Source organism: Mucilaginibacter sp. UYCu711, from assembly GCF_050433825.1.
Lineage (GTDB): Bacteria > Bacteroidota > Bacteroidia > Sphingobacteriales > Sphingobacteriaceae > Mucilaginibacter.
The window spans coordinates 16,314-31,410 of record NZ_JBNPWM010000001.1 but is presented as its reverse complement, the minus strand read 5'-3'; the positions used below and the strand labels follow the sequence as shown (position 1 = coordinate 31,410).

The 15,097-nt window shown below is 39.6% G+C and carries 9 protein-coding genes; 5 read left to right on the top strand and 4 right to left on the bottom strand.

Features of this window, described 5'->3' with window-relative positions; all coding sequences use genetic code 11:
• Nucleotides 1-135: 135 nt before the first annotated feature.
• Nucleotides 136-405, top strand: a complete 270-nt coding sequence (locus tag ABIB50_RS00115) for an RteC domain-containing protein (RefSeq protein WP_429376189.1) — start codon at nucleotides 136-138, stop codon at nucleotides 403-405.
• 136 nt (nucleotides 406-541) lie between these two features.
• Here ABIB50_RS00115 and ABIB50_RS00110 read toward each other — a convergent pair whose 3' ends face one another.
• The gene (locus ABIB50_RS00110; RefSeq protein WP_429376187.1) at nucleotides 542-1,975 is read right to left on the bottom strand and encodes a sialate O-acetylesterase; all 1,434 of its coding nucleotides are present in this window, start codon (nucleotides 1,973-1,975) and stop codon (nucleotides 542-544) included.
• A 275-nt stretch (nucleotides 1,976-2,250) separates the two neighbouring features.
• Between ABIB50_RS00110 and ABIB50_RS00105 the strand changes: the two genes are divergently transcribed.
• The 4 genes from ABIB50_RS00105 (at nucleotide 2,251) to ABIB50_RS00090 (ending at nucleotide 10,721) form a co-directional block, all read left to right on the top strand.
• A complete protein-coding gene (locus tag ABIB50_RS00105) occupies nucleotides 2,251-5,103 on the top strand; it encodes a sugar-binding domain-containing protein (RefSeq protein ID WP_429376185.1) in 2,853 nt (950 codons plus the stop codon).
• A gap of 47 nt (nucleotides 5,104-5,150) precedes the next feature.
• Nucleotides 5,151-6,497, top strand: a complete 1,347-nt coding sequence (locus ABIB50_RS00100; RefSeq protein WP_429376184.1) for a sugar porter family MFS transporter — start codon at nucleotides 5,151-5,153, stop codon at nucleotides 6,495-6,497.
• A gap of 1 nt (nucleotide 6,498) precedes the next feature.
• Nucleotides 6,499-9,834: a DUF5107 domain-containing protein gene (locus ABIB50_RS00095; protein ID WP_429376183.1), complete on the top strand. Its 3,336-nt coding sequence runs from the start codon at nucleotides 6,499-6,501 to the stop codon at nucleotides 9,832-9,834.
• A gap of 80 nt (nucleotides 9,835-9,914) precedes the next feature.
• Nucleotides 9,915-10,721: a hypothetical protein gene (locus tag ABIB50_RS00090; RefSeq protein ID WP_429376182.1), complete on the top strand. Its 807-nt coding sequence runs from the start codon at nucleotides 9,915-9,917 to the stop codon at nucleotides 10,719-10,721.
• A gap of 29 nt (nucleotides 10,722-10,750) precedes the next feature.
• Here ABIB50_RS00090 and ABIB50_RS00085 read toward each other — a convergent pair whose 3' ends face one another.
• The 3 genes from ABIB50_RS00085 to uxaC form a co-directional block, all read right to left on the bottom strand.
• A complete protein-coding gene (locus ABIB50_RS00085; protein WP_429376180.1) occupies nucleotides 10,751-11,641 on the bottom strand; it encodes an AraC family transcriptional regulator in 891 nt (296 codons plus the stop codon).
• A 72-nt stretch (nucleotides 11,642-11,713) separates the two neighbouring features.
• A complete protein-coding gene (locus ABIB50_RS00080; protein ID WP_429376178.1) occupies nucleotides 11,714-13,567 on the bottom strand; it encodes a hypothetical protein in 1,854 nt (617 codons plus the stop codon).
• Between the two features lie 43 nt (nucleotides 13,568-13,610).
• On the bottom strand, nucleotides 13,611-15,047 hold the full coding sequence (gene uxaC, locus ABIB50_RS00075; protein WP_429376177.1) for a glucuronate isomerase: 1,437 nt from the start codon (nucleotides 15,045-15,047) through the stop codon (nucleotides 13,611-13,613).
• Nucleotides 15,048-15,097 lie beyond the last annotated feature (50 nt).

The window sequence follows — 15,097 nt, the reverse complement described above, 5'->3', positions numbered from 1 at the left end:
AACTGTTCGCATAAATCAGCCCGAAAAGTTTATTGAGTTTGTAGAATTATATTTCCCGTCAAGTTTAACAATTATTCTTCCAGCTCACTGAAGTTTCGAAACGTAACTTTATGTCACCATTAACATGACTATAAATTGTCTAAAATCATCGCCAACGAAAAATTCCAGCATTACCTCAAGTTAGCAAACGCCGTGATCGGCCAGGAACCTATCCTCCCACTGGAAGGCCAAAAGATATTCCCTTTTGCCCATCCCAACTGGATCCCCAGCCCGACCGATGCCATAGAACTCATCTATTCCCTGAAAGCCTCCGGATCAATCAATAACGGCAATATCAACGTAAGCGAAATGGTCGGCATCTTTGAATTTGTCTTCCAAATGGAGATCAAAGAATCCTACCACTAATTACTCGACATCAGCAAACGAAAGAAAGTCATCCCGATCTTCCTAATTAAACTCAAAGACGGGCTGATCCGCTTGATCGAAGACAAGTTAGGTATGTACCGAAAGATCACAACTGATCTTAATCATATTAAACATGTTACTTTTCTGATGTGAACGTTGCAGCAGGGAGCCCTTCTTTATTAAACAAAGTGGCAATTTTGGTATCGCCCCAGGCATATCTGACAAATAAAGGCTTATTTACCTCAGGGCTGCTAATAATGACTTTATTGTTTTCTATTTTTGCATTCGCAGTGATGTAAACAGAATCCTTTCCAGCGATCTCGAAATTATCCAGACCTTGAGCTGAGGCCGTTAAACCACTTCCAGTCCCATTAAACTCGACAATCAAATTACTGCCTGACACACTAACCTTTTTGAATATCGGGCCCGAGGCGACCATATCTTTATAACCATATTCATTTTTGAACGCAAACCTGGCTAATCGTTCGCCAACTTCTTGTTTATGAGGCGGATGAGATGTTACGAAATAGCCGATATCCAGTGTGCTCACCATCCCGGTTTTAGGCAATTTTAAACCATAGTTTTGCGCAGCTCTAATTTTCTGGCCTTGTTCATGCTGATCAGCAGCTTTATAATTATTGGGTGCTAACTGCACATAATAAAACGGCAACACCTCACCCCACTTATCTCGCCAGTCTTCAATTAAATTCGGGAACAGGCGTTTATATTGCTCTGCCCGGCCAACATTTGATTCTCCCTGATACCAGATAATGCCCTTGATCGTGTACGGTATCAAAGGATTGATCATCGCGTTGAAAAGAACGGTTGGCGAATTGCTGTTAATTTTAGGGGGAGTGCGGCGGTCAGTATCCTGCTGTGCTATTTTTTTATTAAAATCTCCTATTTTGGTTAGGTAACCCTTGCTTGTCCAAGCCTCCGCCGGTGTTCCGCCTATAGAGGATTGTATGATGCCAATGGGTACTTTTAGCTTTCTGTGAAGCTGTACTGCGAAGAAATAAGCGGCAGCACTAAAACCGCCTGCGGTTGCAGGTGATGAGGCTACCCACTTACCACCAGTAGAATCCAGGGGCGTAGCGGAAACTCCGAAAGGCACTTTCATGAAACGAATCGCCTGATAATCCGCGTTTTTTATTTCCTGTGCCGAATTAAAGATGGTGTCACCCGGAGGCCATCCTTTTAACGGTATATCCATATTTGATTGCCCGGATGCCATCCAAACCTCGCCGATCAGCACATCTTTAATTTCAATAGCGCTTTCTATTGTTCGGATACTGATTTGGTAAGGCCCACCCGCTACAGGTGTTTGCAGTTTAAGTTTCCATTTACCATCCTCACCGGCAACAACGGCAGCCTGTTTGCCCCAGGTACCTGCTACCTGAACTTTTTGCCCCGGATTTGCCCAGCCCCAGATATTCACTTTTGTTTTTTGCTGCAAAACGATATGGTCAGAAAACAGGCGGGATACTATTAGTTTTTGTTCTGGTTTTGGAGAAGCGGAGTAAGCAGCTAAACGGATGGTTAAAACAAAAAAGATTAAACAAGTTTTCATAGTTACATTTAGATCAAAAACGATAAAGAGTTTATTAAGTTACATTGAATTGCCAAAGTAAAGAAATTGTAATGATCTGAAAGCAAGTTACCTACAAAGTTTTTAACGGCAACGATTGCGTAACTTTATATGGCCATCATTACTCGGAATAGTTATTTTATCTATTAATTCCGTTAGAATGTCCAGTTTTTAATCATCCGCCATTTGTATTAGTTAGATAATATTGTAAATAGAAAAAAGAGGCTTTTTGCCAGTTAAAATATAAATTAAAGTTTATGTTAAAAAACAAATCCTATCTATTGATTTTTGGGATATTTCTTTACGGAGTATCAATCGTTCAAGCCCAATCAAACCAGCCCTTTTCACTCAATTTAGCTGGGAAATGGAATTTTAAAATGGATCCAAAAAACGAAGGGCTTGATAAACAATGGTTCAATGCTTCACTCCCCGGTACAATCAACCTACCTGGTTCTATGACAAGCAATCATCTGGGCGATGAAATTAGTATACATACTTTGTGGACGGGAAGCATTCTGGATTCCAGCTATTTCTCAAAACCAGCTTATGCTAAATACCGCGTACCCGGGCACATAAAAATTCCTTTTTGGCTGCAGCCTGAAAAATATTATAAAGGGGCTGCTTGGTATCAAAAAAACATAAACGTTCCGGCTTCGTGGAAAGGGAAGCATGTGCAACTTTTCCTTGAGCGCCCACATTGGCAAACCACCGTTTGGATTGACAACCAACAAGTTGGCTCACAAAACAGTTTAGGAACTGCTCATGTATTTGATTTGGGAGCAATATCGGCTGCCGGTACTCATAGGATCACTATACGGGTTGATAATGCCGTAAGGGATCTGGATGTTGGCCAGAACTCTCATAGTATTTCCGATCATACCCAAACCAACTGGAATGGGATCGTTGGTCAATTGTTATTAAAAGCCATTCCAGCTATTTCAATCAACGATGTGCAGCTATATCCTGATGTGAAGCATAAAATAGTAAGGGTGAATATTAGGCTGAATAATGTCAATTCAGGCACTAAATCTGTGGAGATCAAGCTACGAGCCTCAGCAAGCAATAATTTAACCAATACATTAAATACGATCACCAAAAAAATACTGGTGAGCAGTAAAGATTCTGTTATTGAATTGGTTTGTCCTTTTAAAACTTCGCCTTTGTTATGGAGTGAAGCGCATCCAAACCTATACCAAATGAACATCTCGGTTTCAAATGGCCAAAATGTTATCGATCAGAAAAAAACAACCTTTGGTATGCGGGAATTTAAAGCCGAAGGTAGCTATTTTACGATTAACGGTGTACATACCATGTTACGTGGCACTTTGGAATGTGCAGCTTTTCCTATAACAGGCTTTCCGCCAACGGATTTAGCTTATTGGATGAAAGAATTAAAAAAATGTAAAGACTATGGATTAAACCATTTGCGCTTTCATTCCTGGTGCCCGCCCGAGGCGGCTTTTGAAGCGGCTGACCGCTTAGGGATATACTTACAAATTGAATGCTCATCATGGGGCGGCTGGACAACAACCATTGGCGACGGTGGCCCATTGGATAATTATTTATATGAAGAAAGTAGAAATATTGCAAAAGCTTATGGCAACCATCCCTCCTTTTGCTTGCTTGCCTATGGAAATGAACCATCGGGCAAACACTTGGTTGATTATCTTCGAAAATTTGTAACTTACTGGAAGGAAAAAGATTCTCGCAGAGTATACACGTCCGGTGCTGGTTGGCCAATTATCGAGGAAAGCAACTATAACAGTACAGATGCTCCCCGTATTGCTCATGGTGCCCCTATTCTTAAAACTGTTATCAATAGTAAGCCTCCCTCTTCAGATTATGATTGGTCTAAGGCGATTTCTCGTTTTAAAAACCCTACGGTTAGTCACGAAATTGGTCAATGGTGTGTTTATCCTGACTTTACAGAGATCTCTAAATACACGGGTGTATTAAAAGCCAAGAACTTCGAAATTTTCCGGGATACATTGCAAGCAAATGGATTAGGTGCGCTGGCACCCGATTTTCTTTACGCTTCAGGAAAATTACAAACGCTATGTTACAAGGCAGAGATTGAAGCAGCTTTGCGGACTAAAGATTTTGGCGGCTTCCAACTATTGGGATTGTCTGATTTTCCCGGCCAAGGCACCGCATTGGTAGGCGTTATAAATGCATTTTGGGAAGATAAGGGCTATGTAAATGCACCACAGTTTAGCGCGTTTTGCAATAAGGTTGTACCATTGGTGCGGATGCCTAAGATGATTTACAATAATGACGAAGCTTTAGATATACCGGTAGAGGTAGCTCAATTTAGTGAAGGTGCATTAAAAAACATTACGCCTTCCTGGGATATCCGTAATACCGCCGGAAAAGTCTTGTTTCAGGGAAAACTGTCTAAGCAAAACATCCCTGTTGGAAATGGAATTATTTTAGGGCATATCCGTTCATCATTAGCTAATATTAAAAGTGCATCGCGCCTTATTTTAACGGTTAATGTTGCAGGGTATAAAAATAACTGGAGTCTATTTGTCTATCCTCGTAAAAATCCGGAATCAGATCCGGGAATATTAGTGACCCAGGTATTGGATGCAAAAGCGTCGGACATACTTCAGAAAGGCGGTAAAGTGCTGTTAACATTAAAAAAAGGAACGCTAAAAAAAGAATTGGGTGGCGACATCAATATCGCTTTCTCCAGTATTTTTTGGAACACAGCATGGGTAAAAGGAAACGTACCCTACACGCTTGGTATTTTGTGCGACCCTACACACCCGGCCCTGCGTAAATTTCCGACCGAAAAATATAGCGATTGGCAATGGTGGGATGCCATGTCACATTCAAATGCTATCAAGCTTGATTCTGTCGCTAAAGGGTTAAAGCCTATTGTTCGGGTTATTGATGATTGGGTTACGGCACGTTCATTGGGGCTTGTTTTTGAATGCAGGGTAGGTAATGGCAAACTATTGGTTTCAAGTATTGATTTACTTTCTGAAGCGAAAGAAAGACCTGAAGCGAGACAATTGCTTTTTAGTCTTGAAAATTATATGGGACAACCTGCATTTGCACCGACGCAGCCTGTAGATATTAATAGACTAAATGCTTTGGTTAAATGAGAAAGCATAACTGAAAAACAACATAAATATCACCTTAATCTTATATTATGACCATTACGCCAAAACCGTATAACAGTCTTTATATTACCGGATTATCATTTATTTCAGCACTTGGTGGCTACCTATTCGGTTTCGATTTCGCTGTGATATCTGGCGCTCTACCTTTTTTACGCGGACAATTTGGATTGTCCGCCGCCAGTGAAGGCTTCCTTACGGGATCACTAGCCTTAGGATGTATTGTGGGCTGTATCATTGCCGGAAAAATAGCCGAAAGGTACGGCAGGCGGCCCGGACTTATGATAGCTGCCTTAGTTTTTGCAGCATCATCATTAATTATCGCCTTTTCTCAAAATATCGTTTTTTTTATCGCGTTACGGTTTATCGCCGGCATTGGTGTTGGTATGGCATCAATGCTCTGCCCGATGTATATTGCAGAAATATCACCAGCAAACGTAAGAGGGCGAAACGTGGCCATAAATCAACTTACGGTGGTCATCGGTATATTGGTAACGAACCTTATCAATTATTTTTTGGCTGATTTGGGCAATGATGCCTGGCGGTTAATGTTCGGATTGGGTACCATTCCGGGTTTAATATTTTTATTAGGTGTATTTTGGTTACCCGAAAGTCCGCGCTGGCTGGTAAAATCCGGCCAGGATACCCAAGCCCTTTCTGTACTTCAAAAGATTGGCACATCTGATTTCGCAAATGAAACCTATTCTGCTATTAAAGCCTCATTAAAGGTAACAGTAAAATCAACCAAAATATCCTTGTGGGACAAAAGCACGCGCGGGGCGGTATTTGTAGGCATAACGCTTGCGGTTTTTCAGCAGTTTTGCGGCATTAATGTAGTATTCAATTATACCTCTACCATTTTTGAATCGGTAGGTTCAAACTTAAATCAGCAGCTATTCGAGACAATCTCAATCGGGATAGTAAACCTGCTGTTCACATTGCTGGCAATGTGGCTGGTTGATAAACTTGGCCGCCGCCCGCTCATGCTGATTGGTTCACTCGGTTTGAGCATTATTTACATTATACTGGCAGTTTTACTACAGCAGCATTTTCCGGCCAAGTTGGTATCTGTCTTTGTTCTTTTGGCCATTAGTACCTATGCCCTCTCACTGGCTCCGGTAACCTGGGTGTTAATAGCAGAAATATTCCCGAACAAAATACGTACCCGTGCATCAACGGTGGCTATTGTATCGCTTTGGGGCGCGTATTTCATACTCGTATTTACCTTCCCAATGCTGGCAAAAGCGTTGGGAACATTCGCCCCGTTTTATTTTTATGCAGCTATTTGCCTGGCAGGCTATGTATTTGTTAAAACCAAAGTACGCGAAACCAAGGGCCAAACGCTAGAACAACTTGAAGAGAATTTAATAAGACACTAATATGAATAGTTTAATTGTAAATGCCTGGGAAGAAAAAATTAGTATCCCGACTTACGGCATTGGTAAGCCTGATAAAAACCCGATGTTCTTTGAAAAACGGGTGTACCAGGGCAGCAGCGGGGTCGTTTATCCTAATCCGGTTATTGAAAAAATATTTGACGAGCAAATAGATAAAGAGTATGTCGGCTTATTTCTGGAAAATAAATATATCAAGGTAATGATTTTGCCCGAGCTTGGCGGCCGTATACAAATGGCATATGACAAGATCAAACAGCGACACTTTATTTACTACAACCAGGTAATAAAACCCGCGCTGGTAGGACTTACAGGGCCATGGATATCGGGCGGAATAGAGTTTAATTGGCCGCAGCACCACCGCCCAAGTACTTTCGAGCCGATTGACTATAAAATTGAAGAAAATGCGGATGGTAGCAAAACTGTATGGGTTAACGAAATTGAGAAAATGTTCCATACAAAAGCTGTAGCTGGTTTTACGCTTTATCCTGACAAAGCATTTATTGAAATAAAAGCTAAATTATATAATGGTACCGACCTACCACAAACGTTTTTGTGGTGGGCAAACCCTGCGGTTAAAGTAAACGATGAATATCAGTCTGTTTTCCCACCTGATGTAAACGCTGTTTTTGACCACGGTAAACGCGATGTATCTACATTCCCTATAGCTACCGGAACGTATTACAAAGTAGATTATTCACCTGGCACAGATATATCTCGCTACAAGAACATACCGGTTCCAACTTCCTATATGGCTATAAATTCTGAATATGATTTTATCGGTGGCTATGAGCACGACACTTGTGCCGGCCTGCTTCACGTGGCTGACCATCATGTTTCCCCCGGTAAAAAACAATGGACCTGGGGACATAGTGATTTTGGGCGCGCCTGGGACCGGAATCTTACGGACGAAGACGGCCCTTATATCGAATTGATGACAGGTGTTTTTACCGATAATCAACCAGATTTTAGCTGGATCATGCCACATGAACAAAAAACATTTACACAGTACTTCATGCCCTATCGTGAACTTGGCGTGGTCAAAAACGCTACTAAAGATCTGATGCTTTCCACATTGGAAACAAATTCGATCATTACATTAAAAGTATTTGCAACATCTCTCCACCCAAAAACAACCATCAAATTATTTTATAATGGGGAACAATTATTAACGACAGTGTCGGATCTTTCTCCTGAACTAGTTTTTGAAAAAGACATTGCTATCCACATACCTTATGACGAAAGTTTATTATTAGTTACCATCTCCTCGGCAAATGTCGAATTGCTACGCTACGAACCGGCGTTGAATAAAAAGAATACGATGCCCGAACCGGCTAAACCGGCCTTGAAGCCTCATGAGATCAAAAGCAATGAGCAATTGTTTTTAACAGGACAACATCTCGAACAATACCGCCACGCTACTTATAGTCCTGTGCCATATTATGAAGAGGCTATAAACCGCGATCCGGGTGATATTAGGAGTAATAACGCGCTGGGAGTCTGGTATTTGCGCAGGGGCGATTTCGAAAAAAGCGAATTATTTTTCAGAAAGGCTATCGCAACAAGTATTAGCCATAACCCAAACCCATACGATAGTGAGCCTTATTATAATCTGGGGCTTTGTCTTAAATATCTTGGTAAATTTGATGAAGCATATCCAATGTTTTATAAGGCTACCTGGAGCAGTGAATGGAAGACAAACAGTTACTTTTCACTTGCGCAAATAGACGTTATGCGAGGAAATTTTTTGTCAGCACTTGAGCATATCAATGCTTCTATAGATACTAATGCAAATAACAACAAAGCCTATTTAATCAAAGCGGCAGCATTAAGAAAACTCGGCTGCTATGAGGAAGCTTTAGCAACCGTAAATGAGGCTTTAAGACGTGATAACTTTAATCTTGGCGCCCTATTTGAATTAAGATATATCTGCCTCACAAACGGCCAGGTTCAGGAGGCTGAGAAAAATTTAAATACCTGGCTTCGGTTATCCCGGGGTGATGCGCATAATTTCCTAGAATATGCCTTGGATTATGCTGCGACAGGCTTGTATAATGAAGGCGCTGATTTGTTAGCTATCGCGGTTGTACAGGGTGCGGTGACACCAATAACATACTATGCTTTAGCTTGGTTGACACAATTTTCTATGAAGAAAGGAACGGCCAAACATCTAATCGAATATCTTCGTAAAGCCGCAGACGCAGATTCTTATTTATGTTTTCCAAACAGGCTAAGCGAAATTGCTTTGCTCAAATTTGCTATGGATGCTAATCCTTCAGATCATATGTCGGCATACTATTTAGGGAACTTATTTTATGATAAAAGGCAATATGAAAAAGCCATCAATTTTTGGGAACAGTCGGTAGATATCAACGAAACTTTTCCAACCGTATGGCGTAATCTCGGTATTGCCTATTTTAATAAACAACAAGATCAAAAAAAAGCACTCTTGTGTTATGAAAAGGCGTTTGCTTTAAATCAAACTGATGCACGCGTGCTGATGGAACTTGACCAATTATATAAACGGTTAAACAGATCGCTGGAAGAACGCCTGGCTTTTTTAGAAGACAGTCTGTCAGTTGTCACCGACAGGGACGATTTATATGTCGAACTTATTTCACTTTATAATTTATCGGGGAAATACGAAGTGGCATACCAATTGACCATGGATAGAAGGTTTCATCCCTGGGAGGGTGGCGAAGGCAAGGTAATAGAACAATACGTATACAGCTTGCTCGGCTTGGCCATTAAAAACTATTATGACAGCAATTATCTGGAAGCGATAAACTTGCTAGAGGCTGCACAAAACTATCCGCCCAACCTAGGGGAAGGAAAGCTTTTTGGGACACAGGAAAATGATATTTTTTATTGGCTGGGGTGTGCTTATAAGGGACTACAGGACGAATCTAACGCAGACCGTTATTTCCAAATGGCTACTGTTGGCATGGAAAATCTCAGAGCGGCTGTTTTTTACAATGACCAAAAACCTGATAAAATGTTCTATAATGGGTTAGCTTTGTTAAAACTGGGGCAAGAAGAGAGGGCCTTTTTGGTGTTTAACAAACTCATTGAACATGGCATTAAACACATGAACGATGATATTAAAATCGATTACTTTGCCGTATCCCTTCCCGACCTGCTAACTTTTGATGATGACCTGAATCTTCGAAACAGGCTACATTGTCTTTACCTACAGGGTTTAGGTCATTTGGGATTAGGTCATTTGGAACAGGCAGACCTACTTTTCCAACAAGTTTTGAAAATCAATACAGCTCACTTGGGATGTCAAGCACACCGTCAATTATTCATCATTCAGCAATAATGAAAGCCTACGTACAGGAGCAGGGCACTTACTTTTTTCAATTACAAAAGCCATTCATTTGATAATCGATTTGTGCTTACATGAACATCTTAAAGAAAGAACAAAAAATACATTACACCTTACGTATCGCCTCCTCGATGTGTTTGGTTGGGCATGGAGCGTTTGGAGTAATAACAAAAAAAATATGGTTAAACTACTTTGGTGTATTTGGAATAGCGCATTCCCAGGCTTTTCAACTCATGCCCTGGTTGGGAACATTTGATATTCTTATCGGTGTCTTTTTATTGTTTTATCCAACAAGGGCTTTTTTACTTTGGTTGGTAATTTGGGGGAGCATAACCGCATTATTGCGTCCTTTGTCTGGTGAACCTTTCGCAGAAGCAATCGAACGTGCAGGTAATTATGGTGCGCCGCTTGTCATGTTGATTTTATACCGTCTTGGGAAAAATACGTTATTGTACTGGTTTACAGGAGTCGATCCGGATATGGTCATACCAGAAAAAAGATTATTCCAAGCAGAAAAAACATTAAGAATCATCGTTTTTCTATTATTAGCTGGGCACGGTTGGCTAAATATTTTAGAAAAAAAAGCATTGGTTGATCAGTTTCAATCACTTGGTTTCTCCAACCCTATTCGAGCGGCGCATATCGTCGGGGTCGTTGAATTTTTTGCGGCAAACATCGTACTCATCCGACCCGTTCGTCCGTTATTACTTTTGCTTTTTTTTTGGAAAATGGGGACGGAGCTATTTTATCCTCGTTTGGAAATTTTTGAATGGATTGAACGCGGCGGAAGTTATGGTTCGATTTTGGCATTATATTGGATTTCACCTTCCCTTGGGTCGAATTTACTGATCAGACGAAGACTGTCGTTGGATCCTAAATAAGTGTTTAGCTGTCTCGCAATTGCGAACCTTTACTTTCCAATGGTTAATGACTGCCGGTAGCCCTTCGGCGAAAAACCCATGGTTTTCCTAAAGAGCCTGGCAAAATAATAGGCGTCATTCATTCCTATTTTATTGGCGATTTCATTAATACGAAAATCTGTGAATTGCAAGTACTGACACGCTTTTTGAATTTTCAATTGATTAAAATATTCGATCGGTGAAAATCCTGTTTTATGTCTGAACCTGTAGCTAAAATGACTCGCCGAATAGTTTACATGCGTAGCAAAATCAGCAAGCGTTAAGTTCTTATCAATATGATCCTGCATATAACTGATCGATTTTTCAAGGAAATCATCGGTGTCATCTTTCAGAGAAACTGAATGCCTTTCACTAAACAGAAAACTGGATAGGTATTGAAGAAATAAAATATTAACATACATCAAATTTTCCTGGCTATAGCCTTTTTCGAGATTAGAATATAAATTACTAAATATGTCGATGCGTTCCTGAGTGAATTCAACTTTCGACTTGAATGAGCATCCTTTGCTGATAATTGCCTGAACCAGGGCATCGGCCTGCTCTCCCTTAAAATGGCACCAGTAAATCGTCCACGGCGACTTTTCATCGCTTTTATAATGATGAGGAATATGAGTCGGAATGATGAAGTAATCACCAGGCTCTATACTAAAACTGTTGGCTTTTATCGTTACTTTTCCTGTTCCTTCTACACAATAAATTAAAATATTCTGTTCACTTCCGATAGGCCGTTTACGATAATGGAATTTAGCCTTAGGATAATAACCAATGTCGGTGATATATGACTTATTGATAACTTGATTGAATAAACAAAACTTATGAATAATGGACTTGGGTAATACAATTGCCCGCTGCCCATTAAACCCATCTTTCTTGTAATTCATAAATCTTATCCTCCAAATTAAGCGAGCCTAAACCTGTTACTTTAACAAAACACCATTGACGCACTCCTGCCATTAAAATAAAGTAACTATGCTTCCAGGTTCAATTTGCAAGCTCTTATTGTTCTGTTTAAGCGCTTGCTTAGTGTTTTCAAGGTAAGGGCTTGCAATTTCCATTGTAGTTACTTCAGGAAGGTCCGTTAATTTGATCTCCTTTGAATTTGTGCCTCGGTTAAGTATAATCACTACATTTTTCTTCCCTTTAGCGTAAGCGGAAATCAACAAATCTTGATCTGATGATGAAATTTTCACACGCTGGAAGCCCTTTAGCAAATTCTTACTAAAGGCACCAAAAACCCTTAATTGAAAAGATGACGCTTTGGGGGTATTATTTCTGGATTCATCTATTGTAAACAGGCTTCTTGATGCGGTGTAGCTGGGTTGAACGTTGTTGACCAATAACCAGCAATACATTAGTGCAGTTGCATTAAGATCGACTATGTTTTTATGGTATAGTTCACCCATTAAAAAAGCTACACGATAGCTTCCTGACTGATATTGAGGCCTGTTAATGCATATTTCTGTTGAGAGAAATTTCTTTTCCAGCGGACTTTTCAAGAGATTGTTCCAGCTTTTGGTAAGCATATCAAATCCATCCGGATTGGTGAAATATTCCTGGTAATCATATAAATTAGAAGCTGTATAATCTATTTTACGCCAGGTTGTATCATTTGATGAAAAAGCCTTTAGTGCTTTAATGCCCGCGTTGAAATTACTGGCATTATGCATGTGTATTTTTACGTCTTTGAAATTATTATCATCCAAAGCTTTGCGTAAATGTTTGGTCATTTCCTGCCAAACTTCTGCAGCCTGAGTAACTTCATTTTGAATACCTACAATTAATGGGGCCTTGCCTGTTTTAACTCGCGCTGTTTTGCAATAATTTACAATGGCTGCTGCATATTTATCGTAAACTACCGTATTTTTTCCGCCCTCTTTGCTAACCATCCATGTCGGCAATTGCCAGAATTCAAATATTACCTCCCCTCCCATTTGCTGAATTTTCTTATTATAAGCAAAATCAGATGCCTCTCCATTGGGGAAATTATCACCATAATAATGTGGCACCGCATCTTTTAAATTATCCCAGTTACTAAAATCGGGCTTTAACCTTTGGCCAACCGGATATTCTCTTTGCAGTAATAGATTATATTTTTTTAACAAATCCCACCATTGTGATTTCCCCTGGTTACTTAACAGGTTAAAAGCAGTGGGGGTAGTAATGCCGCCGAATCCTAATATTTCCTGGTATTTTTTAGCGGAGTTAACGCTAATTTCAACATGCGAAGTTGCTGGAGTTTGCAACTCACCACAAACACCGGCTTTTGATCCAATTATTTGCAATTGATGTCTGGAAACATCAATTTGGGTGATTTGCTCATTAGATAGCACATCGTTAATATATAATTTAAGGCTCAGGTTGTGAGTTATAGCGAGCGAAACTGAGTTGATATTTTTACCCGTCACAGATATTTTAAAAGAACTGAATTTGCTTTGAGGATAAGGGCCGGCGGATATTTTTTGATTTTGCATTTTATTAAAACCAAAAGAGTCGTAATATCGCTGAACTAATTCTATAGAGTCTTTGTCAATGGTCAGGGTAATCCCTCCATTATTGCCTGTAAGAATCCATTGAAAAGTTGACCCTTTCAGATCAAAAGTTTTAAAAGCAAGTTTTCGCTCAAAAAAGGCCGGTAGATACTCATCAAAAAAGGCTCCGGGAATTTTTTTTCCTCCACCCCAAATGTTCACAAAATTATCGTCGCTCAAACAAAAACTCTGATCATTTACCCATTTGGTTGGCGTATTTTGAGCTTTCAATTCGATAATAAATAAAAGGCAAAGTGTAGTTAAGCAAATCTTTATCATTGTGTCTGTTTAATTATAGGGTCATTATTTGTTTAAATTTGATCTAAAAGTTTTCTTTATCGAAACCGAGGTAGTTTTTAACATTGAAATAGCATATATCTCTGATTATTCCGCCGATCCAATTTCTATCGTTGGGTAATTGTCCGCTTTCTATTTCTTCGGCAAAAAGGTTACACAAAATTCTTCTAAAATATTCATGCCTTGAATAGGATAAAAAACTGCGCGAATCAGTAAGCATCCCAATAGAAGTACTCAGTAAACCAAAATTTGATAGGGCATTTAATTGCTTTTCGATCCCGTCTTTTTGATCAAGAAACCACCAGGCAGAACCAAACTGAATTTTTCCCTTTATTCCACCAGTATTGTAATTACCAATCATAGTTGCGAAAACTTCGTTGTCAGCAGGGTTAAGATTATAAATAATAGTTTTAGACAGCTGATCTGTTTTATCTAATTCGTCCAGAAAAAAAACCAATCTTTTAGCGTGTTTGAAATCACCAATTGAATCAAAGCCAGTTTCAGGCCCGGTTAATTTCAACATCCGGGTATTGACACTTCTTATAGCTCCCAAATGAAACTGCTGTACCCATCCTTTTTCATGATACATTTTACATAGTTCAAATAGCAGAAACCCTGTCAGAGCTTCGGGATCGGAAAATGCCGCAGAGGACCTTCCGTTAATAATAGATTTTATTTCTGCTTCCTGTGAAACACTCAATTGATTAATAGAGGGCATTTCATTTAAACCATGGTCTGAAACGCGACAGTCATGCTCATGGAAATACTGTATCCTTTGTTTTAGCGCTGCTAATAATGAGGAAACATCCGAAATATTAATGCCCGATACTTCGGATAATTTACTGATATAATTTAGCCAGGAAGTCTGATCGGTAATATTAAAAATTTTATCAGGCCTAAATGAAGGTAATACAACGATCTCTTTTTGTTCGGCTTTTAATTGCTGATGTTCCAGTAAAAGATCACAAGGATCGTCTGTTGTTCCCAGCATCTCTACATTAAATTTTTTTAACAGCGATCTAGATGAAAAGTCTTCTTGCTGCAACAAATCATTACAAAAGCTATAGATGTAAGATGCCGAATTTGTGTTAAGGTAGGCATCTATTCTAAAAGGGTTTTTTAATTCCATATGTGTCCAGTGGAACAATGGATTTCTTAACGTGTAGGGCACTACCTTTGCCCAGGCATGAAATTTAGCTTCATCTGTGGCATCTCCGGTAATGTATTTTTCTTCAATTCCATAAGCCCGCATCGCTCTCCATTTGTAATGGTCGCCCTTTAGCCAGATTTCTGTAAGCGTATTAAATTTTCTATTGCTGGCAATCTCTATAGGAGACAAATGGTTATGGTAATCTATAATGGGCAAATTCTTTGCATAGTCGTGATAAAGACCTATAGCAGTATCAGACAGCAAAAGAAAATTATCATCAAAGATCGTTTTCTGTTTTAATTGTAAATTCATCTTAGAAATTTAAACGATTTCTATGTCTCTAAATTGGTTGCGAGCAAAAT